We start from the raw sequence: 25,264 nt of genomic DNA on the forward strand, positions 1-25,264 counted from the left end.
GCCAACCAGCACACGGCGGCAAACTGGTATGGATTCCTATAACTGTCAAATAGAATAAGTGGTAATGTGCATAACAATTTTGGTATATCGTTAAAAAGTATTACTTTTGATGGAGCGCAGCGGGGAGGCTGCAACCATGACGATCGTTTCAGAGCCCATTTCCATGGATCACGTCGATATCCACAGCGACAATTTCGGTGATGACAGCCTTTTACGGGCAGGACTTAAGCTGAATCACCTGCGAATGATCGTCGCAATCGAAGATAGCGGACAGATTTCCGCAGCTGCGGAAGTCCTCAACATTTCGCAGCCCGCCGCATCGCGGATGCTGTCCGAAATGGAGGCGATCACCAAGACGCAGCTCTATGAGCGCGTCGCCCGCGGCGTGGTGCTGACGACCTTCGGCGCGGCCCTTGCCAGGCGGGCAAGAAAGATCCTGCTGGAGCTGCGCGAAGCGAGCCGCGAGATCGGCGAATTGAAGAGCGGCAAGGGCGGCTCGGTCTTCATCGGCGCGGTAACGGCGCCGGCCATGAGCCTCGTGGTGCCGGCGATCAACAGGGTACGCAAGGCCTATCCCGGCATCGAGATCAACATCCAGGTGGAAACCAGCAACGTGCTCGCCCGCGAGCTGCTCGCCGCCCGCCACGACTTCATCATCGGCCGCATCCCCGACGACCTCAACCCGCGCCTGTTCGAGGTGACGGAGATTGGCATCGAGCGCGCCTGCCTGATCGTGCGCAAGAGCCATCCGCTTTTAAAGCACAAAGTGAGCAGCCTTGCCGACGTCAGGGATTACGACTGGGTGTTTCAGCCGCCGGGCACGCTCTTACGCCGGACGATCGAGGACTTTTTCCTGGCGCGCGGCGTGGCGCTGCCTGAAAATATCGTCAACACCTCCTCGCTGTTGCTGACCTGCGCCATCGTCTGCGAGACCGACGCGATCGCCCCCGTCGCCGTCGACGTTGCCCACTTCCTGGCGAGCCAGGGCGCCAAGGCCTCCGACGTGCGTGTACTGCCGATCGATTTCGACATCAACGTCAAGCCTTACAGCCTGATCGCGGCAAGCGAACGGGCGCTGCCGCCGAGCGCAAGGCTGCTCTACGACATCATCCTCGAGGAAAGCCGGAAGCAGCGGGATAAGCCCGCAAGCCCGGCGCCATCTTGGCCGGCTTAATGTACACTGGAGCAATTTCGGCAAATGCGCAGCGGTTTCTTGCGTCCGGAAATTGCGTGAAAAAATAGAGCACGTCGGCCGATCGCAGACGCCGGAATGCTCTTCAAGGAAGCGGGATGCTGTTCGGACAGTCGGTATTTCAATCAGTGCTTGAGCGGCTGAAGACGCAGGACGAGACGGTGGAAGACGACGCCGAAGCGCCGGCCGCCCACCGTGTTGCGAGCCTAAGCACCGGCTTCGCCTTCGATGTCATGGAGGGTGTCTCGGTCGCCTCGCAGCGGATCGGCGAAGCCTATTTCGACAATCTGGAACACGAAGCCGCGGCCGGGCGCGTGGAAAAACCGGGGCCGCTGCTTCCACCCGAGCCTGTGATGCCGGATCACCTCACCCGCACGGCCCCGCAAGAGGTTGCCGCCGAACTGGCGATCTCGGCGACCGATACACCGCTGACGCTCGGCGAGAAGCGCCGCGCCTTCGCACGCGCCAATCATCCCGACGGCGTCGCCCTGCCCTTCCGCGATAATGCGACGAAGCGGATGATGCTGGCCAATCTCCTGATCGACGAGGCGCTCAGGCGATTGCGCTGATTATTCCGCCTGCCCGTCCTTCGACGGCTTGTCCGCAGCTGGCGTCGCGGGCTGTTCGTCGTCGTCAGCGTCAGGCACGGCTGCAGGCTCGGCGACCTCGGGCTGCGGATTGAAGCTCCAGAACAGCATATAATAGGCATAGGCGCCCGCCCCGGCCGAGATGACGGCCCAGAAGGGATCGCCGCCGATGATCTCGACCGCAGCCCAGCCGAAGCAGACGGCCACGATGGCAATCCGCACCCAGAGGCGCCGGTATGCCGGATGGTTCGCATCGATCAGTTGCATCTGTGCCCCACAGTCCAATATGTCACACATGCCCCCGGCATGTGTCGCACCCATTGTGGTCAGGTGTCGCGCTTGTCTTTAGTTTGAATCTTGCAAATGTGAAAGAGCCGCGGGCTTGACGCGACGCAGAGAAGATGGAATGAAAATTCCAGATTTTTGGCAATTCGGTTTATTTGTTCCGAATTCAAGGGAGGTTGCAATGACAGTGAGATTTGGTCTTCTCGGCGCCGGCCGCATCGGCAAGGTTCACGCCAAGGCCGTCAGCGGCGACGCCAATGCGACGCTGGTTGCGGTCGCGGATGCCTTTCCCCAGGCAGCCGAAGCCATCGCTTCGGCCTACGGCTGCGAGGTCCGCACCATCGAGGCGATCGAGGCCGCCAAAGATATAGACGCCGTCGTCATCTGCACGCCGACGGACACCCATGCCGACCTGATCGAGCGTTTCGCCCGCGCCGGCAAGGCGATATTCTGCGAAAAGCCGATCGATCTCGACGTCGCCCGCGTCAAAGCCTGCATCGAGGTGGTGGAAGAAACCGGCGCCAAGCTGATGGTCGGCTTCAACCGCCGCTTCGACCCGCATTTCATGGCGGTGCGCAAGGTCATCGACGACGGCAAGATCGGCGATGTCGAAATGGTGACGATCACCTCGCGCGATCCCGGCGCCCCGCCGGTCGACTATATTAAACGCTCCGGCGGCATCTTCCGCGACATGACGATTCACGATTTCGACATGGCCCGCTTCCTGCTCGGCGAAGAGCCGGTCTCGGTGCTGGCGACCGCCGCCGTTCTCGTCGACAAGGCGATCGGCGAAGCCGGCGATTATGACAGCGTCTCGGTGATCCTGCAGACCGCCTCCGGCAAGCAGGCCGTCATCTCCAACTCCCGCCGCGCCACCTATGGCTACGACCAGCGCATCGAAGTGCATGGTGCCAAGGGCATGGCGGCGGCCGAAAACCAGCGTCCGGTTTCGATCGAAGTCGCCAACGGCGACGGCTACACCCGTCCGCCGCTGCATGATTTCTTCATGACCCGCTACACCGAAGCCTACGCCAACGAGATCGCCGCCTTCATCGCCGCGATCGAAAAGGGCACGAAGATCTCGCCCTCCGGCGCCGATGGCCTGGCGGCGCTGGCGCTCGCCGATGCGGCGGTGCAGTCGGTCAAGGAAGGCAAGCTGATCAAGGTTGGCTGACGGCCCTCTCCCGACCGCCAGTCATGCATGAGATGGCCGGGCATACGCCCGGCCGTTTTGCGTTTGTGGTAAAGGCGGCGAGAGCGGCCTTGTCATACCGGCTGCCGGCACCGACCGGAGTCGAGCTGCGACCTCTCCCCACCTTCGCTCCTGTGCTCGTCAAAGGAATCCAGCCACCGCGCGTCGGGCGGTGAATGATTCTGTTTCGCCTTGAAGGGAGTCTCCTGCGCCCAAGGACTTGGGCGCGCTGGATCCCTGTGACGAGCACAGGGATGAGGGAGCAAGAGGAGATGCGACCTGCCCATTGTCGCGGGAGGATGCGGTGTGGATGCTCGGCTCAAGGCCGAGCAGAACGGAGGCTGCGGCCATGGATTCCAGGCTCAAGGCCTGGAATGACGGAGAGCGAGGGCTGCGTTTGCGCCAAACTTACCGTCGGCGCAGCGGATGAGGCGTCCCGGTTCCTGGTCAAAGGCGGCGATAACATGCACCGGGCACCAACCGCCGTCCGAAACCTCGACGGCTCGTTTGGCGGCAACACACCCCCAACCTCCGTCATTCCAGGCCCTGAGCCTGGAATCCAGCCACCGCGCGTCGGCGCGGTGAATGAACCTGTTCGCATTGAAGCGAGTCTGCCGCGCCCAAGGACTTGGGCGCACTGGATCTCTGTGACGAGCACAGGGATGAGGGAGCAAGAGGCGATGCGACTGCCCATTGTCGCTGGAGATGCGGCGCGGATGCTCGGCTCAAGGCCGGGCAGGACGGAGGGTGGGGCCGTGGATTCCAGGCTAGGGTGAGGGTTGTGTTTGCGCCAAGCTGGCCGTCGCTGCAGTTCTGGGCGCTACTCCCCACCCTGCACGCCTGAGACCACGATATCCTGGTCGATCACCGAGAGCGCCCGGTTGAGGTGGCCTTCGAAGACCAAGATGGGTTCTTCGGGGACGATGCGGATTTCCGGCATGCCTTCCATGCGCACGATGTGCGACTGGCCGAGGCCCTCTTCGATGCCCTGGCGCAGCAGATCGTAATAGCGGGTGCCGGGACCGGTGATGGCGATGGGCATGCGTTCGGTGAGGCTGAGCATGCGCGACAGGCCGTTGCCGAGGGCAAGCCCGGCTTGGCGGAAGGCGAAGGCGGAGGTGTGGTGGCCCTGGCGGGCCTTGGCGGCGATCTTGTCGAGTTCGGCGACGGGGACGAATTTGGCGGGGATCGTATCCAGCGGCACTTCGAAGGCGCTGCGCAGGATGGCGTAGAAGCCGGCATAGGCTTCGATGCAGCCGCGCGTGCCGCAGCGACAGAGGCCGCCGCCCGCCATGTGCAGCATGTGGCCGAAATTCGGCGCCGAAACCTCCTGCCCGGTTTGCCCTCCCCGCCGGACGATGCCGAGGCCGATGCTGTGGCCGAGGGAAAGAGCGGCGAGCGAGCGGAAATCGGCGCCCTTGACGATCTCCTCGCGCGCGCCGAGTGCGGCGGCGACCAGCAGCGTCTCGTTATCGAGGATGACCTTGGCCTGCCAATCCGGCCGCAGCGCCGATTCGAAATCGATCTGGTCGCTGCCGAAGATCGGCGACCAGACGAGCACCGGCTCGGTGGAATCGACCAGGCCCTTGCTGCTGATCGAGATCAGCAGCACTTTTTCCTGGGTAATGCGAGAGCGATCGAGAATGCGCGAAAGGCCGGCGCGCACGCCCTCCACGAAGCGGCCAGCCCCTGAGGGATCATGCGAGCGCTCCTCGCTGAAGCGGTCGATTAGCTTGCCGGCATAATCCACCAGCGAATATTGCACCGCATCCGAGGAGATGATGACGACGATGAGATAGCCGCAATCGCGCCGCTGCCGGAGCAGCACGCGCGGCCGGCCGCGGCCGCTTGCCGCCTGCTGCTCGGATTTTTCGATGATCTGGGCGCGTTCCAGATCGGCCGTGATCGCCGAGATGGTGGCCGAGGACAGGCCGGTGAAATCGGAAATTTCGGTGTGAGCAAGCGCGCCGTGACGGCGCAGCACGGACAGCACGAGCACGCTGTTTCTCTGCCGGACCAGCTCCGTGCTCGACTTGGTCAGCATGAATGCCGCCCTCTCCTCCTGCTTGTTCGCCCCTGGTTTCCACTGCATCTCCGGCCGCCGCCGCGCAAGGGGCTGAGGCCGAAAGTCCAGTGTTGACAGCTGAAAAAATCTCTGACATCAAATTTCTCGACTGTCGAGAAAATAATCCGAACTTTCCTCGACAGGCGTATCGCGGTGGCCGGAGGAAGCATGGGCTGGGCCGGCCGCAACTCACTCGGGAGGACATTATGAAGTCTATTTTGAAATTGATGGCAGGCGCCGCCATCCTCGTTTCCGTGCACACCGCCGCCATGGCTGCCGATCTCGTCGTCGGCGTTTCCTGGTCGAATTTCCAGGAAGAGCGCTGGAAGACCGACGAAGCGGCCATCAAGAAGGCTCTCGAAGCCAAGGGCGCCAAGTATATTTCCGCTGACGCGCAGTCTTCGGCCGCAAAGCAGCTGACCGACGTCGAATCGCTGATCTCGCAGGGCGCCAACGCGCTGATCATTCTCGCCCAGGATTCCGACGCCATCGGCCCGGCGATCGAAAAGGCCGCTGCCGAAGGCATCCCCGTTGTCGGCTACGACCGCCTGATCGAAAATCCGGCCGCCTTCTACATCACCTTCGACAACAAGGAAGTCGGCCGCCTGCAGGCTGAAGGCGTCTTCAAGGCGAAGCCGGAAGGCAACTACGTGTTCATCAAGGGCTCGTCCTCCGACCCGAATGCCGACTTCTTGTTCTCGGGCCAGCAGGAAGTGCTGAAGGCCGCGATCGACGCCGGCAAGATCAAGAATGTCGGCGAGGCCTATACCGACGGCTGGCTGCCGGAGAACGCCCAGCGCAACATGGAGCAGTTCCTGACCGCCAACAACAACAAGGTTGACGCCGTCGTCGCCTCCAACGATGGCACGGCCGGCGGCGCGATTGCAGCGCTCGACGCCCAGGGCCTCGCCGGCTCCGTTCCGGTTTCCGGCCAGGACGGCGACAAGGCGGCGCTGAACCGCATCGCTCTCGGCACGCAGACGGTTTCCGTCTGGAAGGACAGCCGCGAACTCGGCAAGCGTGCCGCCGAAATCGCTCTCGACCTCGCCGGCGGCAAGGACATGAGCAAGATCGAAGGCGCACAGGCCTTCAAGGGCGGCCCGAAGGGCGTGGAAATGCAGTCGGTCTTCCTGAAGCCGCTCGCCATCACCAAGGACAATCTGAACGTCGTCATCGACGCCGGCTGGATTTCCAAGGCTGAAGCCTGCCAGGGCGTCAAGGCCGGCACCGTCGCCGCCTGCAAGTAAGCAAGCTTCGAACGAAATGCCGGCGCCGCAGCGGGAAGACCGTTGCGGCGCCGGATGCGGATGCGAACTCCAAGGATGCAGTTCCTCCGCCCCGCCGCACCATCGCGGATTTGCATTCCCTGCCGGAAGGGTGTCGCGACGCCACGCCACGGTTTCCGGAAGCATCACGATGGTCAGTTGAAGAACGGACGATGACGCCGCCGACAGTTTCGGGCACGCCGGCGCACCCGTCCACACACAATGGGGGAACGGCAAACCCATGGCCGAAATGGTAAAATCCACCACATCAAGCGGGCCGCGAACGGCGGAAGCCAACCCGGTGACCCGCTTCTTCCGCGCGACCGAGATCGACACACGCCTGCTCGGCATGATCGGCGCGCTCGTCATCATCTGGATCGGTTTCCACATCATAACCGGCGGTCTGTTCCTGACCCCGCGCAATCTCTGGAACCTCTCGGTCCAGACGACCGACATCGCGATCATGACGACGGGCATGGTGCTGATCATCGTCACCCGCAACATCGACCTTTCGGTCGGCTCCGTGCTCGGCCTCTGCGGCATGATCATGGGCGTGACGCAAGCGAAGATCCTGCCTGAGTATATCGGCTTCGACAGCCCCTTCACCTGGGTGATCACGCTGCTGGTCGGCCTGATCGCGGGCGGCCTGATCGGCACCTTCCAGGGCATGATCATCGCCTTCCTGAACGTTCCCTCCTTCATTGTCACACTCGGCGGCCTGCTCGTCTGGCGCGGCGCGACCTGGCTCGTCACCAGCGGCCAGACGGTTGCCCCGATGGACCAGACCTTCCGCATCATGGGCGGCGGCGCGGAGGGCTCGATCGGCGCCACCTGGAGCTGGATCGTCGGCATCGTTGCCTGCCTTTTCGTCATCGCCAGCATTATCGGCTCGCGCCGCCAACGCCGCCGCTTCGGCTTTCCGCGCCGGCCGATCTGGGCGGAATATTTCCTCGCGACGCTGAGCTGCGTGCTGATCCTCGGCGCCGTCTGGATCGCCAACAGCTATTACTGGCCGATCAACATCGCCAAGAAATATGCCGAGACCAACAATATTCCCTGGCCCGAAACCGGCCTGGATATCCCCTACGGCATCGCCGTGCCGGTGCTGATCGCCATCGTCGTCGGCATCATCATGACCTTCATCGCCACCCGGCTGCGCTTCGGCCGCTATGTCTTCGCGATCGGCGGTAACCCGGAGGCGGCCGAGCTGGCCGGCATCAAGACCCGCTGGGTGACCGTGCGCATCTTCGCGCTGATGGGGGTTTTGGCCGCTATCGCAGCCGCGATTTCCACCGCCCGCCTCAACGCCGCGACCAACTCGCAGGGCACGCTCGACGAGCTCTACACCATCGCCGCCGCCGTGATCGGCGGGACGTCGCTGGCGGGCGGCACCGGCACGATCGCCGGCGCCATGCTCGGCGCGCTCGTCATGCAGTCGCTGCAATCGGGCATGGTGCTCGCGCATGTCGACACCCCGCTGCAGAGCGTTGTCGTCGGCACCGTCCTCGTCGTCGCGGTCTGGCTCGACACCGTCTATCGCGCCCGTGCCAAGTGAGAGGAGCCTCAAAATGACTGATCACCGCACTCCCCTCGTGGAACTGAAAAACATCTCGATCGCCTTCGGCGGCATCCACGCCGTGGACAATGCCTCGGTCGATCTCTACCCCGGCGAAGTCGTCGCCCTGCTCGGCCACAACGGCGCCGGCAAATCAACGCTGATCAAGATCCTGTCCGGCGCCTACAAGCGCGACTCCGGCGAAATCCTGATCAATGGCGAGCCGGCCGACATCCGCAACCCGCGCGATGCCAAGAAATACGGGATCGAGACGATCTACCAGACGCTCGCCGTCGCCGACAATGTCGACGCCGCCGCCAACCTCTATCTCGGCCGCGAGCTGAAGACCCGCTGGGGCACGCTCGACGACGTGGCGATGGAGGCCTCGGCGCGCGAAGTGATGGGACGGCTCAACCCCAACTTCAAGCGCTTCAAGGAGCCGGTGAAGGCGCTTTCGGGCGGCCAGCGGCAATCGGTGGCGATTGCGCGGGCCATCCTCTTCAACGCCCGCATCCTGATCATGGACGAGCCGACGGCGGCCCTCGGGCCGCAGGAGACGGCGCAGGTGGGCGAGCTGATCAAGCAGCTGAAGAAAGAAGGCATCGGCATCTTCCTCATCAGCCACGACATCCACGACGTCTTCGACCTCGCCGACCGCGTCTCGGTGATGAAGAACGGCCAGGTGGTGGGCCACGCCCGCACCGAGGACGTGACCAAGGACGAAGTGCTCGGCATGATCATCCTCGGCAAGGTGCCGCCGAACGCCATCCCCGGCCCCGGCGCCATGCAGATCTGACCGCTGCAAGCTCATCACCCGACGACCGCTCCGCCGCCCGCAAGGCCGGCGGAGTTTTTTATGCGTTCGCGGAGCTGGCGGATAAAATACGCGCCAAATCGCAAGCATCGGTATTTCTGAGAAATTCGCGATTGAAGCCGGCCGCAAGCTAGGCTAAGAACCACCCATCGGACAGGCGATTCAAACCGCCTCAGGCATGCACCCGTAGCTCAGCTGGATAGAGTGTTGGATTCCGATTCCAAAGGTCACAGGTTCGAATCCTGTCGGGTGCGCCAAATTTCGACCACTCCAGAACAAAGCTGCGCACCGTAAGTTAGTGGTAAGCCCGCGAGGGTTTGCACCTAAAGCCCCCAGTCTTGCTTTTTTTTCGCGTTAGGTCTGAACCTGTCTTCGAATTACAGAGGCGGCGGCGCCCACGACGCGCGGCCTTACCGGATGGTCTTCCGCTGACCTGCCACTGAACTTTCATCCGGCGAGGATTAGAGTCTCGGCATTTTTTGAACCGCCCCCAAACTCTGGACCAGCGCAGACTAGAGTTTTCCGGCTTCATTCAGGGAGGCGGGCTGGTTGCGCCTCCCGAATTCATCAGTGAGATCGGCACCTTATTGCCGATGGCACCATGTGGCCGCACCTCATTGTAGTCTCTGCGCCATCCTCCATCTTTTCGCGGGCATCCGCAAGGGTCAGGAACCAATGCTGGTTCAGACATTCGGCTCGGAGCGGCCGTTAAATGCTTCGATGAAGGCATTGTCCGTCGGCTTTCCTGGGCGTGAGAAGTCCAAGGTCACCCCTTGGCATAGGCCCAAAGGTCAAGATCGCGGGATACGAACTCAGTCCCCTGGTCGACACGGATCGTCTTCGGATAGCCGACGTTCCGGCACACCCGTTCCAAGGTCTGCACGACGTCCTCACCACGATAGCTGTGACGCGGATCGAGCACGGGAACATAACGCGAGAAGGTGTCGACCACCGTCAGAACCCGCAGTTTCTTGCCGGTCGACAGTTGATCATGCACGAAGTCCATCGCCCAGACGTCATTTGGTCCGACAGCCATTTGCCGATCCTCGCGAAGTTTCGCCTTCACCCGGCGCTTCGGAGTCTTGTTCCGCAGCTGCAGGCCCAAGTCTCTGTAGATGCGATAGGTTCGCTTGATATTGGTGCCCCAGCCCTCGCGTTCCAAGAGCACATGCACGCGACGATAGCCGTAGCGCACACGCGTCTCACAAATCTCGCGAATACGACGTTCAAGACCGGCCTGATCGGCGCGGCGAGAGGTGTAGTGGTAGGTCGACCGATCGAAGTTCAACGCGCCACAGGCACGCCGGATCGAGATTGCCCAATCGCGGCACATGCCCTTCACCACCTCCCGCTGCCGAGCAGGCCTTAGAGCTTTCGGCGGATGACGTCCTGCAGCATCTCGCGATCCAACGTCAGATCCGCGACGATCTTCTTCAGCCGTGCGTTCTCGTCCTCGAGTTGCTTCAGCTTCTTCATCTCCGGCGGCAACATGCCGGCATACTTTTTCTTCCAGTTGAAGTAGGTCGCCTGGCTGATACCCGCCTTGCGACAAATCTCAGAAACCGACACACCTTCATCACCTTGCTTCAAAATGAACGCCTTCTGCGCGTCCGAAAACTGCGATGCCTTCATCGTCTTCCGTTCCTTTCCCAGCCAGGAAAATGCACCGGAAAACTCTAGCTAAAATTGGTCCAGTTTGAAGGGTTCAGATCAGACCGTGAGATTGCGGACGGCGGCGGTCATGGAATTACTGGTAACGGTGGCGCCTCTCAGAGTGAGGTCGTTGGTAAGAATAGTGAGGTCGCCGGTGCCGTTAACATGGGTATTGTAATGCGCGAGTCCCGTCGTGCCATCATTGCCCTTGCCGTAGGAGCCGGTGGGCCGTTTGGCACGTGTCATCCAGCTGGTAAGTGCCCTCCAGCGTATTGTTGGCCGGCGGCGCACCGGGCAGTTGCTTGCCGGGAATGTCTATGCCGATTTGAGCGCTCAAGCCTTCGTAACCCTTCTGCGCGAGGAAATCGCTGTAGGTCAGTGTAGAAGAGGTCGGCCTGCATTGCGAAACGAGATCGGAACCGACCACCTTCATGCCGGGAGAGTGGTCGGTGATACGTTTTTGGAGATTTTCGATCGAACGCAGCGTACTATCAGCCATACAGGACCTTGCGTAAGCGATCCTGCACCTCGGGAGAGCTGGCTTCTGTGAAAGGACGTTCTGAGACACACAAGCGGATAACGTTTTCAGTTATCTGCCTGATCTCGATTGGAGTAAGTGTCGACAGACGTTCTTTATTATGAAAGCCGACGTAGCTCCAAAATATATCGCTCAGCCACATGACGGATCCCACCGCCTCCACGTACCCAGAGCGAAGCGACCACCGGCCGGGATTATGCGAAATATCGACCACCATTTGTTCAACCGGCGGAGGCAATCCGTTGGAACGCATAGGCAGTGATGAATAATCCCGATTGGCGGCCTGGTATATGATTGGATCCTCAGCATTTTGCCATTTGTCATACTCGACATCAGCAATCCAAGCCTGAACAAAGTGAGGTGATATGACAAACGGCGCCGCCCACAGTTCCCAATCGATTGATGCGCCTGGAATTTTCTCCCTTATCTCAACGTAGCAATGTTCGGCGTCCGCTACGGCGCCATACCTAAAAATAAGCGTTGATGTTTCGATTTGACTGAGTCGATCAGTATTTTTAACGGATGTTATCAATTTTTTTTGTTGTAAAGGCGACCCATGAGCTTGAAATTCCTCGTCAAGCTTCAGCATTCGCAATATTTCGAGAATTTTTTCTAAAGCGTCGATGGCTTTCAGAGCACCATATCGCCTTTCCCCTATCTCAATTCTTGGCATTTCGGCCACAACGGTCGTCCTTCCGCGATTGGGGATAAGGGTAAAGATCAGTTTCAGTTTTTCTTGCCTGATACTCGCCATCATCAAAATTCCTTGATTAGCACTGTTATGCCTTCGCTTCTGCCATAGTCTACTAGAGCCTGCGCAGCGGCCGCTCCTCCAGGCTGAACTCGGATATCGAGTATCTTCTTTGCAGGATTGCCATTGATCGTTATGCCGCTGCCACTGAGCTCGTCAATTGTTCTTTCCATCCTACCCATCCACGACGAACCGGTGGTATTGACCGTCTTTAGGCTGATGACCGTATTCCCGCTCTGGAAATCGATTAGCGGAAAGAATCCATTCTTTTCAGCACCAATGTGAAACCATCCATTCGCGCTGCTATATTCCGTTTGCGCAAGTAACGACTCGACCGAATTACCTCTCACAATGGGATTTAGCGACCAAACTTTTCGACCGAGAATCTGAGTGTCGACCTTCAGAGCTGCTTGTTCGATGGCCTTTTTATCCAGCGTTGTCAGCGCAGATAACCCTACTCCTGTTCCGCCGAGTTCAGGAGCGGAAGCAATGAAATCCTGGAAGAGCAGGTTGATTTGCGTCAGACACACCTGCGATCCCAGTCGGCAGGCTGCGGCGAGTTCGGCGGCCATGGAAGCTGCCGCGGGGCCGGCGACGGCTAGCAAATACTCAACCTGGATCAGCTTGCCGACTTTTGATTCGAAAGCGACATTGCTCATCAATCCGTCGACCAGAGCGTGATTTTCGGTGATGAACTGTTGAAGTGCTGAGCTATTGGACCCCGCAGCGATTGTTACAGCGTTGATCATCCCATCGAGGAGGTTGATATACGTCGTCTCGGATCCGCCGATAGTGTTTTCAAAACCCGTTGAGCCTGCCTGTCCCTGCTCGATAGCGTGGATGGCATCTTTCAGGCCGTTTAGAACGGCCGACGTTTGGGCAGGCGTTGCATCCTTCAGGTCCCCAGAATCATTCGCGGCGGACAAAAGGGCGTGAACATAAGCTGTGTAATACTTGCTTTCGTTTTGGTTCCCGAACCTCTCGTAGAGCTCCTTGTTTTGAGACAGGTACTCGATGTTCATGACGTGGTTGGTGTATTGGTCAGGCGTAGCGGAAAACAGGTTCTGCCCGTCCGGCAAGGCTGAAGAGGCAGCAGCCGCAAGTTTATCGAGAAAGGCAGCCGCCGCGCTCGATTCATTGACATCCGCAAAGAGACTGTCGACGCGCCTCAAGGCCTCCATCGTTAATTCCGCCTCAGCCCTTGTGATGCCTTCGGCCGAGCATGAGTCAACGCTCGCACAGTAACCCTGCTGAACGGCATAGCGGGCTGCGTTTGCGCGAATGAGTTCCCCTTCTTTGATATGAAGCTGACGATTGTATTTCTCCGCATCCAAAGCGATGGCAGCGCCTTGATTTCCTCCGATCACCGCACCGACGAGAGTAGCCGTCCATTGACTAATCGCGTTGCGCTGCTCCTGGGTCAGATTCGGGTTATCCATCAGCGCCTTGTTGATGATCGCGCCAAGCAGTTCTTGCCCGCCGCCGGCCAGCGCTCCAAGTCCGACGTTGCCGCCGGCAACAATGGCTGTGAGCGCACCTGCAGCCGCATGCAGGCCGATCTTCTCGGGACTTCCCTCTGCAAAGCCGAGCTTCTGGGAAATTTCCCCAATCGCCATGTTCAGAAGCTGCGAAACGGCTGCGGCACTCTCCTGCCGGCGTTTCAGCGTTTCGATGTCATAGAAATCAGCCTGCGTATTGGCCTTAGATAGGTCGGCGTTAAGGCCGGTGAGGTCCTGCTTTTGTTCGCTAAGCGTCAACTTGCCCGGCGACAGTGTCGCGAGCGCTACGCCATGATCCTCCTGATTCGCGGGCGTATCGACCGCCGGCAGCGGTATGCCGCTTGGGCTGAGGACGACCCCATAACCGGAGGTGGAGGCGATCGAGGCGTTCGCTATGTTCGAATAAGTCAGCGCCTTGGCGCTCAACTCGTTGTTCCGAGGATCCGTGGTTGAGGCAATGACGCCCCCTTTGAGATCAACGGTGCCGCCGGCAGCCACATGGTACCCGCCACCTCCCGCGACGATCCCACTTTGTTCGGAGACGTTGACATAGTCGCCCTTGACCTTTCCGGTGCTGGCGCCGCCGGACAGTGCGCCAGTGGGCGACAGTCCGATCGATGCGCCGGCCGTCGTTTCCCTGTAGGCGGCCGTATCCTGTTGACTAACGATATTGAGATTACCGCCCACATTCGCAATGACGGTGTTGCCGGAGACAACAGCACCTTTAAGGGTCGTATCATTGCCGGAGTTCAGGGCGACGGCGCCCGTGCCCATGACGTGGCTGTTCAGTTGCGTAACACCGGTTTCGCCGACTTTGCCCATCCCCACGCTGGCGCTGCCAGTTACGCCAATCCCACCCCCGTTGGGACCACCGATTTCCGCGCCGACGCCAATGCTGGCGCCTGCCGACATGCTTTTGCTCGAACTGTCGTTTGTCGCCTGCGCACTCTCCAGCGTGATGTCATGGCCTGCCGACAGCAGCACATTGCCGGCATTCGCATCACCCGAGACCGTCGGATTGCCGTTTGCATCGTAACCGGCGGCGAGCTGCACGCCATGGCCGGTCAGATCGCCTGAGGTTGCCTCTATCGCTATCGCCCCGCCTGCCCGCACCGAGGTGACGACGGGGGAGGAACTGGAAGCAGCATTTTCGTACTTTTGATAGTTAAAGCCTGCCGTCAGCGAAACGGAAGCGAGGCTGCTGTCACCCTTCGAGATGCTGTCGAGCGTCTTATAGGCGTTGAGAGCGGCCAGCACGGTTGGCGCTGCGGCGTAAAGGCCGGCATTGTCGCCGATACCGCTTGCTGCCGATTGCACGCTCTCGGCCGCGCTAACGAGTCCGGATGAGACCGACAGAGTGATGCCCGCGAAGAACTCCTCATGCAGATGCTCATAGTTGGTCTGATCCTGAGCCAAGAGCAAGTTGACGTCGCGACCAGTGAGGATGGCAACATCGTGTTCTGCCGTGACTTGCGCGGCCTGCAGGTTGGCGTCTCGCCCTGCGGATATCGTCAGGTCGCGGCCGGCAGACAGGGTCGAGACGGCGTTGGTCGCCGAGGACTGCGCGGTCTGATCGACCGATTTGCCAAAGCCAATACTAATCGAGGCGCCGCCATTGCCCGAACTGAATGCGATGCCGAAGCCGGAGCGTTTTTCCTTCTCCTCAGACGAAGCGCTTTCGGCTCCCGGTGTGATATTGACATCGCGGGCCGCGTCGAGGGTAAGGTCCTGCCCGGCGTCGATGCTTGAGCCGATGATATTCACATCGGTCTCGCGGGACTTGAGCGCCACGTCCGTTCCGGCAGACAGCACCGAAGCGACGTTGAGCGCGGAGGCCTGGCTGCCACTCTTCTGCTCGGCGCCCCAGAGCGAAATGAAGCCGTTGCCCGAGCCGACGAAGAGGCCGGATTTCTTGCGCGTGATTTCAAGCTCATGCAGTTCGGCCGCGCCGATCAACGAGACGCTGTCACCCTCGATGGAAATCGAGCCATCGGCATTGGCCTTGGAACCCGCAATCACCGCCGCGCCGCCGGCATTCAGGTTGATATTGCCGGATGCGCCAAGCTCGGAGGCAATAGTCGTCTCGTCATAACTCTTATAGCTGGACGAGCCCTTGGACAGGAAGCCGCTGCGCGAGCCCTTGTCGTTCTTGGCGCTGGTATCCATTCCGGAGGCGATGACGAGGTCGCCGCCGGTGGTGATGTTCAGGTTCGCCGCGGCGCCGGCCTCCTTGTCGGCCTCGATCTTCGAGGCCGAGATGACCGTGTCCTTGCCGGATTCAATGTCGACGCCGCCACCGCCTGTGATGGCGGAACCGACGGCCGTCGTTGTTTCCAGATGCGTGGTCGTCTTCTCGCTGCTGCCGAGGAAACCGCCCTTGATGCTGAGCTTGGTGTCGAGGGTAGCGGTGTCGGTGGCTTCGGCGATCGTCACGTCGCCGTCGGCCTTGAGGCCGACCTTCCCGTCGGCGGTAAGCTTGCTGCCGACGATATTGAGGTCGTGATCGCCGCTGCTATTGCCCGCCGTCACCGAGAGGTCGCCGCCGGCCGATATCTCCGAACCGACATGGGTGATCGAAGAGGAGGACTTCTTGCCGAAGGTGGATGCCGAGTGCTCCTGCGCGGCAGTGATGTTGATATCGTCGCCGGCATTCAGCGCGACATTGCCCTTAGCCTCCACGGAGGAGCCGGAGAGCAGGATGTCATCGCCGGTTTTGATCGTCGCATTCGTGCCGGCGGAAAGCTGCGATTGCTGCTGGTCGGTGGAGAGGGTCCTGGTATAGCCGGAATGGTTGTCGCGGGCGACATCGGTCGATACCACGGCCACTGAGCCTTTGTCGGCGGTCACGTCGAGCGTCGTGCCCGCCTTTGCCGAACTGCCGATGACGTTGACATTGTCGTTGGCCTTGATCGTCAGGGCCTTGCCGCCGGCGACCTGAGTACCGGTGGCATTTTGCTGGCCGTCGTTTCCGACCTTGGCGGCATCCAGCGTCACGTTTTGGCCGGAAAGCTTGACGTCGTCTGTGGCATTGACCTTGACGCCCCTGAGAGCGAGATCGCCGCTGCCGCCGGCAAGCTGCAGAGTGCCGCCTGCCGTCACGCCGGCATTGGTATTGACGACGTTCCGGCCGCCGATCGTCATCGTCTGGGCGGCAAGCGTGATGCCGTTGGTGGCATTGAGCGTCGTGTCGCCGCGCGACAGGAACGTGCCGCTGCCCTGGATGGAGCTGCCGGAGACGGTAAGGCCGCCAGCCGACGCGATCAGGCCGGAATTGTCGAGATTGCCGACATTCATATTGACCGAGCCGCCCGCCATGGCCGCGCCGGCGCCGGTCAGCTTCTGCCGGTCAGCGGCGGCAACATAAACGACGGGTGCCAGCACCTGGACGCCGTTGACGGTCTGCCACTGATAGAGGACGATCGACTCGGTGAGGGCCGCCGCTTGCTCAGGCGTGAGACCTTGGCCGACGGCCAGGCCATGATCATTCGCATAGGTGGCACCGTTGTCCAGCAGCGTCTTCATCTGCTTGATGGCGCTGTCGCCGGCGATGAAGGTGCTTCTGCCGAGCCCTTCGCCGACGAGCTGCCGCAACTGCGTGTCGATCAGTTGGTTTTCGAAATAGGCATCTCCGAGGAAGGGAACCGTCGTCTCCGGCTGATAGCCGATTTTGTCCATGAAATAGCCGGAGCCATAGAAGGTGCCGACATCGAGGTAGGCTGCGCGGGTTTCGAACAGGAAGGTCTGGTGGGCTATCTTGCCGCCGAAGCCGCCGGATTTCGGGTTGGCAGGAGGCAGAAGGGCGGCACCGCCGAGTCCTGCATTGACGTTGAACAGCGCACCGCCCGCGGTCAGGCCGCTGAGCGCCGACAGCGGATCGCCGGGACTGCCTGCCGCCGTGACGCTGGCGCCGCCGGCCATCGAGCCGGCCGCCGATGTGTTGCTGACGCTGCCGAAATCGACGGAGAGCGCACCGCCGGCCTTGATGTTGGCCGATACGCCGCCGATCGCCTCGACGGAGCTGACGATCGTCGAGCCGTTGGCGATGTTCTTCGAGGGATTGGCAGTGCCGTTGGCATTATAGGCGGTGCAGGCGCCCTGGGCATGGCAGGTCGTCGTCGTCGTGCGGAAAAGGCTGACGCCGGTATTGGTCAGCGTCGAGCCCTTCAGCGTCGCGCTGCCGCAGGCCTCGATCGAGCTGTAGGCATTGGTCAGATTCGTGGCGTCGACAGTAAGGTTGCGGCTCGCCCGGATCGTCGCTTCCGGGCTGAGTGTGCCAACCAGGCGATCTTCATAGACCGACTGGCTGAGGTGGGACGACCAATCCCAGCTATAGGTGGTGCTTTCGTCCGAGCCGCTGAAATTCACCTCGTCGACGATGAAATAGCGCGACGGATTGTTGGGATCGGCAACGGGATTGCCGTTCGCATCCCTCGGCACCCGGTTCCTGATCCAGTCGATGATCGGCTCGACCTTCTCGGGTCCGTCGGCCGAAATCCAGGTCCAGGCACGATAAGTCGTGCCGTCGGCGAGCGTCGCCTTCGACCAGAGCAGTGGCTGATAATCCTGCCACAGCCCCGGATCGACGCCGGCATAGAGCTGGTACATGTTCTGATCGGCGGTCTCGAGGTAGCCGAAAGGCAGCCCGGCGGCGACGGGGTTCAGCGTGAAGCCGCTGACGACGCCCGAGGAAACCAGCGTCCCGGCCGTCCATTGCGGTGTGACGGCCCGCCGGTTGGTCAGATTGGCCGTCAGGATGGACATGTCGTTTCCAGCCTGGATCAGGCCGGAAATATTGGTGACTTCAGTGTTTCTCAGTCCCGATGTCGTCCCGGCAATCTCAAGATCGTTGCCGGCGAGGATGGCGCCTTGATTGTTGGTGAGCACCTCGCCGATGAACAGGCCCGCGTCGTGGCCGGCATAGGCAAGGCCCGTGGCGCTGTTGGTGAAATTGCCGGATATGTTGAGCGTCAGATCGTCGCCGGCGGCCAATTGGCCGGCATTGGTGAGAGACGGCAGCGTCAGGGTCAGGTCGTGGGCGGCGAGCAGCGCCGTGCCGGCCGAGGTGGAGAGGCCGCCGGCGTTGATGGCGATGTCGCCCGAACCGCCGGCATTGGTGACGGCATTGATCCTGGTGCCGCTGAGATCGGCAGCATCTGATAGATTGAGGGTGAGCCCTCCGAGAGTGAGGCTGTTATTGCTGAGATTGGCGCTATCGGCGTTGAGCATCAGCGTGCCGCCGGCGGCGATGTTGCCTGCGCCGCCATTGGAGAGATCGATAGTGGTGGTGGTGAGCGTCAGGTTTCCCTTGGCGCTGGTGGGATTGCCGTAGCTGATCTGGCCGGAAGCGGAGAGATCGGCGCTGCCGAGGCTCTGCAGCTTGCTATAGGCGAGATTCTGGCCGGCATTGGCCGAAAGATCGCCGCTGCTGAGCAGCGCGTTGGAAACGGTGATCGAACCATTTGTGGCGGCAAGGCTCATGTCGCCCGCCGGCTGCAGCACCAGTGCGGCATTGGCGGATTGGGCGGTGGCGGCGAGATCGACGCCGGAGGCGATCGTCGAGGCTGCGATCGAGCTGCCTGAGGCCGTGACGTCGCCCTCAGCCAGGACATCGCCCGATACGGCGATGTCGGCGCCGGCGGATAGCGTGAGATTGTTGCCGCTGACAAGCGAGGCCGCGGCGATCGTGCCTGATGTCGCGGTGATCGCCAGCGCATCGCCGCTCTTTGCCGCACCGGCAATCTGGATGTCGCCTGAGGTGGCGGACAGGGTAAGCGTCTGCCCGGCCATGACGCTGCCGGCCGCAATACCGGCGTCCGATGCTATTTCAACGTCGGCAGCGCTGCTCACCTCGCCGCCGACACTCAACAATCCGCTGCCGCTGGACAGCAGGATGTCGTCATCGGCGGCGACCGTATCGAGGGTGATGCCCTGGTGCGCCTGAACGGCGATCTTTGCCTTCGAGGTGACCTTGGAAGCCATCACCTTCGCCTTCGAGGAGATCGAAACGCCCTGCTGGCCGGAGACGTTGCCGAGTGAAATTTTGCCGTCGGCCGACAACGACAACTCGTTGGTGTTGGCGGCAAGATTGCCGCTCATGCGCACGCCGGCGCCCTGTTCGGTGACGACGATCTTGATACGGTCGGCCTGCATGGCGCCAAGTGCCGAACCGTCGATCGCATATTCCGGCGTGCCTGATGTCGCGGCAAGCGGCGTGGCGTTGCCGGTGGCATAATCGAATTGATTACGGCCGGCCGTGACGCGAAGGTCCTTGCCATAAACCGGGCCGTTGACGTGCACGGAGCGCGAGACGATGTCGAAGAGGTCGACCGCGCCAGGCCCCGCGGCGAAGTTGCCGCCATTCGGTCCGATAGTGACATCGCCGCCGTTGACCGTGAATCCCTTCAGCGCGCCGTCCGCGCTGATATCGGGGACGCCTGTCGTCAACGTCGCATGCGGCGTGTTGATGAAGCCGCAGCCGTCGCAGGTGATGCCGTTCGGGTTGGCGATGACGACATCGGCGCGCCCGCCGAACACCTCGATCGCGCCGTTCAAGGCAGAGCGGTTGCCGCTGATGACCTCGTTGAGGATGACCGATGCCGGACCTGACGTGTTGAGATTGGCATTGCCCGGCGTGACGCCACCGAGATTGGAATTGCCGATCTCGCCCTTGTAATTGTTGAGGATCAGCCCCGGCGTGCCGACGTTGAAATTGTCGTATTTGTTGTGCGACAAACCCTGGCTGTTCGGCGTGACGATGTCGATGAGCGGCACGCCGTTCGGGGCCGTACCGACGCCCGGCTGGTTGGCCGCCGGCGCCGTGGTGCTCGCCGAGACCGACTGGGCATTGGCAAGCATCGGCTGCAGCACGAGCAAACTGCTGAGCAGGAGCGCCAGCGATTGCCTGAAAAGACGTGCCGGCCTGAGACCAGTTCTTTCATTTGCGCCGGCGACGCCCCTAGTTGCCGCCGTCCGCCCCAACCGCTCTTCGCTCATCACTGTCTTTCGCGCCCTGAAGTCTGCACGGCGGATAAATCCCGCCGCAGTTGTAATTTTTCATAAGGACCGAGACCACAGCCATTGGTCGTGGTCAACTTCCGCCTGTACTTGAGGTAAATGCAATCCGAAGAAGACATCGTCATTTATCGCGGTGCAGCAATCATGCTGGCCATTACTCCCAACCATCCTGGTGGAGAGGGGCATCTTCACTTCTTGCTTCACTACCAATGAGCGGATGCACTAAAATAAAAGAGCCCGCCGTCGACACCGTCGAGGCTGCTTGCAACAATCCCGGAATAGCCGAGGTCGGCACTGATATTGCCGCCGGCGGTCCGGACGCCGAATGTCAAACTGGCGAGATCGCCGCCTGATATATCGAAGCGCTGCTGCGCGTAGACGTGGCAGTAATCGAAGCCGAGATAGGGGCGCAGCTCGCCGAACGCCTTCGCCGCCGCGCCGCCGCCTTGGTTGGACCCCGTTCTCCAGACGATCTCGTTGTGGCTGAACATGCCGTTATTGCCGTAGAGCACACTTTCGCGCGTGCCGCGGACATTGCTGTAGCCGCCAAGCGAGATCTGCTCGGCGCCGAGGAGATTGTCGGGGGAATATTGACCTGTGATGAGCGAGGTCAGCTCGAACTGCCGGCCGGCGGCTTGGAACGGCTGCGTCACGCTGATCATGGCATTGAATTTCGAAAATCGCGGATCGGCGTTGCCGGCGCCAGGATCCCCCGGCTCCACCGCATCGAACAGGCCGAGCCCCTTGTCATAGCTGGCGTCGAACATCCAGATACCGCTGAACATGCGGCGGGAATGGGAAATGCCGATGTCGCCGACCGTATAGCGGCGGCTGCCGACCTCGATCAGATTGCCGAGCAGGAAGTTGTTGGTCTGCTTGTAGGTCAGGCCGCTGCGGACGGTGGTGATCGAATCCTTGTCGCGGAAGACGACGCGATCGATGCCGATGCCGGCCTGCCCCGAATTGCCGGAGCTTTCGAGCGTGCTGAAGTTTCCTTCGACGGCGCTTTCATATTGGTACCAGGAGCCGTTCAGCGAAACGGTGGAATAGCCGTAGGGGACGCTGACACTGCCGGAATAGCTGTTGCCATAGCCGTTTCCGTCATTCTCCCACGGATGATCCGGACCGCTGTGCTCGTATGAGAAATTCCACTGATCGTTGATGCCGAGCAGATCGTCGTAGCCGAGCGATGCCGAGCTGCGGGAAAGGCCGGTGCTCTCCTGCCCCATATTGTTGTTGCCGAGCGAGACATGCCATGGCCGGCCCGGACGGTTTTCGATGTTGAGGATGGAGGTTCCATCCTTGGGACCGGCAGCATGGCCGACTTGGCGTCGTTGATCTGCAGCCGGTTCATCTGGTCGAGTCCCTGCTCGATGTCGCGGATATTGACGACCCGGCCGATCAGGCCGGGAAAGGCGCTCGCCAGCGACCCATCGCCGGCCGCTTTCTTGCCGTTGAGATAGATGTCGGACAGCGTACCTTCAACGACCAGCAGCCGAAGGATCCTGGTCTTGCGGATATCCTGCTGCGGCACATAGGCCCGCGAGGTCACGTAGCCATGATCAATATAGAGATGCGTGACATCCCTCAGCACCCCATTGATCTCGGCAAGCCCGACGCAGCGGTTGCCGTAAGGCGCCGTCACCTTGCCGAGTTCGCTCGGCGACAGCAGATTCGCCCCTTCGATCTCGATGCGGGTGATGTCGAAGCAGGCACCTTTGCCCTGGCCGGCGGGCAAAGGCCTGCTTTCCGTCTCCGCGCCGCCGCCCGGCGTTGCCTGGCGAAGGGCATCCAGCCGCTGCTTTTGCGCCTGTTCTTCCTGGCGGCGCGTGAAATCATCCGCAGGCGACTGCGCGAAGGCGGGCGCGATGCTCATGCCGAAGATGGTGCCGGCGACCAGGAAGGATCGAATTTCTGCGGTCATTTCGAAATTTGGCTACTTCACTGAAATGGATTGGAGTTCGTCGAGGGCCGGCTTCAGCCCTTTCAGCGAAAAGCGAATATTGACGTCCTGGCCGTTCATCAGCCGCACCAGCCCTTCGGCGGTCCGCGCCCTTCTTCAAGGCCGTCGTCGTCTTCGTATCCAGCGCCAGTTACGCCTAGCATCCGGCCTCGTTGCAATTGCGGTAGTCGAGCTTGGCGACCGGTTTGCCGTCGGCCCTGATTGACAGGCCCGAAGGCAAGGAAGACGTTGAGGGGCAGAAGGGCGGTCAGCACCAGCCGTGACTTGCCTTTCTCGCCCTTGCGCTGGGAATCGGCTGGCGCAGTTGATATCGCCAGCGTGAGCACATTGACGTTCTTGCCGTCCGTGGCGATTTGTGCAACCTGCGCGACTTCGCATGCCGCAGCGCTGGTGCAGCGATAATACCAGTGTCGAACTTCTGGGATTTTATGGCAGGCGTCGGTTGAGTCGGCGCCTGTTCCGGCGCTTTATCGGCCGGGATAGGCGATTGCGAAAAAGACGGATTGGCACAAGCAACAACCATCAGAACGGTGGCGACAGTCCGTCCGCCCCGTTTCGTGCCGCTTTTCAAAAATGGTACCATTGAAAATGTAAAGATTTCAATCAGGTGGAAAGCCATGTCGCTACAATTGACTATGCCTGTGTTTGTCGCACACCGGCAAGTTATCGATGTCATGAAAAAGGCTCAGAGAGCGAGACCAATCATCGGCTCGATGGCTTCATAGCAGATCTTGGCGCGATACATCGATAGGTAGTGTTTGCCTCACCTCGATTTACGCTCGTTTTCGGAGAGTTGTGTGGTTAGCGCAACATATGCGCTAACCACACAACTCTCCGTACTCCGACGCATCAGGGTGTGACGCTGCGTGCGCCCAACCACTGTTGACTGACTTGATGCCGGCGGGAGGTGGGATGAGCGTCGAGGGCATCGCTGCGAATTCCGCACTTCGCGCACCAATCGCTCGCATTTGAACGAATCCTGTTCCGGGACAGAAAGACTTCAGCCGGTATGCATCCATGATTGCATACCCTCTGCGAGACGCAAGGCGATGAGTCCAACTGGACGCGTTCTCCCCGTACAATCCTGAGGCGGCTTCGTGAGCGCGATGCCATCAATTCGACTGCCGCCTCTCTTCTCAATGAGTTGATTGCACCAGGCAATGCCGCCGTCACCCGAATGTTGGGAAGTCGAGATAGGTGATCATCGCGCCGTTGAAGGCCCAGACCAAAGCACCGCGCCGCCGGTGGCAATGCCACTTCAATGACGGGCGCAGGATACATCGCGCCTCAGAGAACCCACATCCTCAACCCACTAAGCTTACGCATCCCCTCGTTAGCAATTTATTGACCATAAGCTGGCTTTAGTAAGCCTGATGGATGCGGAGTTCCCGCCCGTCGTCGAGTGTTTGGTGTAGGCGGGATTGTTCGTGTTGAAGTATCCAGTGCAAGGATTATCGGGCCGAGTCTTGGGCGGAGTTTCCACCCTGCTGTCGCAAGCAAAACGCGTCGCAACACAGACCATTGTGCCGGTTTTGTTTGCGCTCTCCGCGCTTGTCGGTTCCGCATCATTGGCCGCAGCGGAAGATCGCGCCCTGAAGCTGTTCTTTACCCATACGGGCGAGAAGGCGACGATTACCTATAAGCGGGATGGAAAATTCGATCCCAAAGGCCTTGCCCAGATCAATCGGTTTCTGCGCGACTGGCGAAGGAACGAGCCGACCCGGATGGATCCGCGGCTGCTCGACCTGGTCTGGGAGGTGTATAAGCGCAGCGGCGGCAAGGATTATATCCACGTCGTTTCGGCCTATCGTTCCCCCAGCACCAACAACATGCTCCGCAACCGCTCGCGCAGCACGGGTGTCGCCAAGAAGAGCCAGCACATGCTGGGTAAGGCGATGGATTTCTATGTTCCCGGCGTGAAGCTTGCGACGCTGCGCGCGATTGCCATGCAGATGCAGGTCGGCGGTGTCGGATATTATCCGACCTCGGGATCGCCCTTCGTACATCTCGACGTCGGCAATGTCAGGGCATGGCCCCGCATGTCGCGGCAGGAACTTGCCCGGATCTTCCCGAATGGGAAGACGATGCATCTTCCGGCCGATGGCCGGCCGCTGCCGGGATATAATCAGGCGGTTGCGAACTACAGGAAGCGCGTCAGTTCCACCGCGATAGAGATCGCCAGCACCGCTGGCGATGACGAAGACGCGGGAGCATCGACCACGCCGAGCGGCGATGCCACCAACGGCAAGCTCGTGACGGCGCTTCTGCCGACGCCGAAAAGCCGGGCGTTGAATGCGCTTGCGCTGCAGACCGGCGCGGGCGAGCGGGATGACGAAGACGCCGCTCCGGATGTTTCATCCTTGCCGATTCCGATACCGGCGATGCGCCCGCCTGCCCTCGCCCATGACGCGGGCGCGGACGACGAACTCAAGACTGCCTCGATCGGCCCGATTGCCGCCCTTCCGGAGAGACCGGCCACGGCATTGCCTGTTCACGCCCGCTTCCATCCCCGCCTTGCTGCAGCGGAGACCGCCAGGCCGAGCGCTGCTTTGATCGCCTCTCTGCCCATGACCGCGTCGTGGGAAGAAGCCAATTTCCTCGGATCGACGTCCGACGCGGCGCTGATGAAATGGGCGCTGCATTCTCCCGGCGAAGTGATGGGATTGAGCATGCCTCGTGTCTCCCCCCGCACGGTTCATCGTGAGGCTGATGTCGCGACGTCAGCTGAGGATGTTACCCCGGTCGCAGCCAGAGGCCCGTTCGATGCCAGCCGGTTTACATCGCCCCCGGAGGGTTGACTGCATTCGTCAGGTTGATGCGCTGCGCCCGTGCCAAAAACGTTTGAATGTCTCCCTCGCCAGCCGGCAGACAGAAGGCTTTCGAGAAGATGG

12 protein-coding genes, 1 tRNA gene and 4 pseudogenes are annotated in these 25,264 nt (G+C 61.0%); 8 read left to right on the forward strand and 9 right to left on the reverse strand.

The features are described from left to right. Positions 1-136 precede the first annotated feature (136 nt). Together K6M89_RS11570 and K6M89_RS11575 are read left to right on the forward strand one after the other, a co-directional pair. A complete protein-coding gene (locus K6M89_RS11570) occupies positions 137-1,174 on the forward strand; it encodes a LysR family transcriptional regulator (RefSeq protein ID WP_097578385.1) in 1,038 nt (345 codons plus the stop codon). A 116-nt stretch (positions 1,175-1,290) separates the two neighbouring features. Then, entirely contained in the window at positions 1,291-1,761 is a 471-nt protein-coding gene (locus K6M89_RS11575) for a hypothetical protein (RefSeq protein ID WP_222139531.1), read from the forward strand. Here K6M89_RS11575 and K6M89_RS11580 read toward each other — a convergent pair whose 3' ends face one another. Then, positions 1,762-2,046 carry a hypothetical protein gene (locus tag K6M89_RS11580; RefSeq protein ID WP_222139532.1) on the reverse strand — a complete coding sequence of 95 codons (285 nt, stop codon included), beginning with the start codon at positions 2,044-2,046 and terminating at the stop codon, positions 1,762-1,764. 199 nt (positions 2,047-2,245) lie between these two features. Here K6M89_RS11580 and iolG point away from each other — a divergent pair, with 199 nt between their 5' ends. Then, positions 2,246-3,238: an inositol 2-dehydrogenase gene (iolG, locus tag K6M89_RS11585; protein WP_222139533.1), complete on the forward strand. Its 993-nt coding sequence runs from the start codon at positions 2,246-2,248 to the stop codon at positions 3,236-3,238. A gap of 838 nt (positions 3,239-4,076) precedes the next feature. Here the strand turns inward: iolG and K6M89_RS11590 are convergent. Further along, positions 4,077-5,300: an ROK family transcriptional regulator gene (locus K6M89_RS11590; RefSeq protein WP_222139683.1), complete on the reverse strand. Its 1,224-nt coding sequence runs from the start codon at positions 5,298-5,300 to the stop codon at positions 4,077-4,079. A 227-nt stretch (positions 5,301-5,527) separates the two neighbouring features. Between K6M89_RS11590 and xylF the strand changes: the two genes are divergently transcribed. The 4 genes from xylF to K6M89_RS11610 all read left to right on the forward strand — a co-directional run bounded on the left by xylF (position 5,528) and on the right by K6M89_RS11610 (position 9,212). Next, positions 5,528-6,568, forward strand: coding sequence for a D-xylose ABC transporter substrate-binding protein (gene xylF / locus K6M89_RS11595; protein ID WP_183912206.1), 1,041 nt, complete (start codon positions 5,528-5,530; stop codon positions 6,566-6,568). A gap of 259 nt (positions 6,569-6,827) precedes the next feature. Next, the gene (locus tag K6M89_RS11600) at positions 6,828-8,141 is read left to right on the forward strand and encodes a sugar ABC transporter permease (RefSeq protein ID WP_222139534.1); all 1,314 of its coding nucleotides are present in this window, start codon (positions 6,828-6,830) and stop codon (positions 8,139-8,141) included. Positions 8,142-8,154: 13 nt separating this feature from the next. After that, a complete protein-coding gene (locus K6M89_RS11605) occupies positions 8,155-8,937 on the forward strand; it encodes an ATP-binding cassette domain-containing protein (RefSeq protein WP_222139535.1) in 783 nt (260 codons plus the stop codon). A 198-nt stretch (positions 8,938-9,135) separates the two neighbouring features. After that, a tRNA-Arg gene (locus K6M89_RS11610) sits at positions 9,136-9,212 on the forward strand. 275 nt (positions 9,213-9,487) lie between these two features. Here K6M89_RS11610 and K6M89_RS11615 read toward each other — a convergent pair. The 7 genes and pseudogenes from K6M89_RS11615 to K6M89_RS31015 all read right to left on the reverse strand — a co-directional run bounded on the left by K6M89_RS11615 (position 9,488) and on the right by K6M89_RS31015 (position 22,956). Beyond that, positions 9,488-10,587 (reverse strand): annotated as a pseudogene (locus K6M89_RS11615) (IS3 family transposase). A gap of 81 nt (positions 10,588-10,668) precedes the next feature. Further along, positions 10,669-10,833, reverse strand: a pseudogene (locus K6M89_RS31765) (hemagglutinin repeat-containing protein); the annotation flags it as partial. Beyond that, complete coding sequence (locus tag K6M89_RS11625; RefSeq protein ID WP_222139537.1) at positions 10,808-11,107, reverse strand: hypothetical protein; 300 nt, start codon at positions 11,105-11,107, stop codon at positions 10,808-10,810. The gene K6M89_RS11625 and the pseudogene K6M89_RS31765, both read right to left, overlap by 26 nt. Then, positions 11,100-11,903: a hypothetical protein gene (locus tag K6M89_RS11630; protein WP_222139538.1), complete on the reverse strand. Its 804-nt coding sequence runs from the start codon at positions 11,901-11,903 to the stop codon at positions 11,100-11,102. The genes K6M89_RS11625 and K6M89_RS11630 overlap by 8 nt, the downstream gene beginning before the upstream one ends. Then, the gene (locus K6M89_RS11635) at positions 11,903-20,389 is read right to left on the reverse strand and encodes a hemagglutinin repeat-containing protein (RefSeq protein WP_222139539.1); all 8,487 of its coding nucleotides are present in this window, start codon (positions 20,387-20,389) and stop codon (positions 11,903-11,905) included. Before K6M89_RS11635 ends, K6M89_RS11630 begins: the two co-directional genes overlap by 1 nt. A 224-nt stretch (positions 20,390-20,613) precedes the next feature. Continuing rightward, positions 20,614-22,334: pseudogene (locus K6M89_RS11640) on the reverse strand (ShlB/FhaC/HecB family hemolysin secretion/activation protein). A 12-nt stretch (positions 22,335-22,346) separates the two neighbouring features. After that, positions 22,347-22,956: pseudogene (locus K6M89_RS31015) on the reverse strand (invasion associated locus B family protein). Positions 22,957-23,794: 838 nt separating this feature from the next. On the opposite strand from K6M89_RS31015, the gene K6M89_RS11645 reads away from it, so the two are divergent. Beyond that, on the forward strand, positions 23,795-25,171 hold the full coding sequence (locus K6M89_RS11645) for a peptidoglycan L,D-endopeptidase MepK (protein WP_222139540.1): 1,377 nt from the start codon (positions 23,795-23,797) through the stop codon (positions 25,169-25,171). The last annotated feature ends 93 nt before the right edge of the window (positions 25,172-25,264 follow it).

It is taken from the genome of Rhizobium croatiense, from assembly GCF_019793465.1.
GTDB classification, from domain to species: Bacteria; Pseudomonadota; Alphaproteobacteria; order Rhizobiales; family Rhizobiaceae; genus Rhizobium; species Rhizobium croatiense.

What these genes read in the sequence shown, in the direction of transcription:
- K6M89_RS11570 (WP_097578385.1), top strand. Translation starts at nt 137, where the DNA reads ATGACGATCGTTTCAGAGCCCATTTCCATGGATCACGTCGATATCCAC.
- K6M89_RS11575 (WP_222139531.1), top strand. Translation starts at nt 1,291, where the DNA reads ATGCTGTTCGGACAGTCGGTATTTCAATCAGTGCTTGAGCGGCTGAAG.
- K6M89_RS11580 (WP_222139532.1), bottom strand. Translation starts at nt 2,046, where the DNA reads ATGCAACTGATCGATGCGAACCATCCGGCATACCGGCGCCTCTGGGTG.
- iolG (WP_222139533.1), top strand. Translation starts at nt 2,246, where the DNA reads ATGACAGTGAGATTTGGTCTTCTCGGCGCCGGCCGCATCGGCAAGGTT.
- K6M89_RS11590 (WP_222139683.1), bottom strand. Translation starts at nt 5,300, where the DNA reads ATGCTGACCAAGTCGAGCACGGAGCTGGTCCGGCAGAGAAACAGCGTG.
- xylF (WP_183912206.1), top strand. Translation starts at nt 5,528, where the DNA reads ATGAAGTCTATTTTGAAATTGATGGCAGGCGCCGCCATCCTCGTTTCC.
- K6M89_RS11600 (WP_222139534.1), top strand. Translation starts at nt 6,828, where the DNA reads ATGGCCGAAATGGTAAAATCCACCACATCAAGCGGGCCGCGAACGGCG.
- K6M89_RS11605 (WP_222139535.1), top strand. Translation starts at nt 8,155, where the DNA reads ATGACTGATCACCGCACTCCCCTCGTGGAACTGAAAAACATCTCGATC.
- K6M89_RS11625 (WP_222139537.1), bottom strand. Translation starts at nt 11,107, where the DNA reads ATGGCTGATAGTACGCTGCGTTCGATCGAAAATCTCCAAAAACGTATC.
- K6M89_RS11630 (WP_222139538.1), bottom strand. Translation starts at nt 11,903, where the DNA reads ATGATGGCGAGTATCAGGCAAGAAAAACTGAAACTGATCTTTACCCTT.
- K6M89_RS11635 (WP_222139539.1), bottom strand. Translation starts at nt 20,389, where the DNA reads ATGAGCGAAGAGCGGTTGGGGCGGACGGCGGCAACTAGGGGCGTCGCC.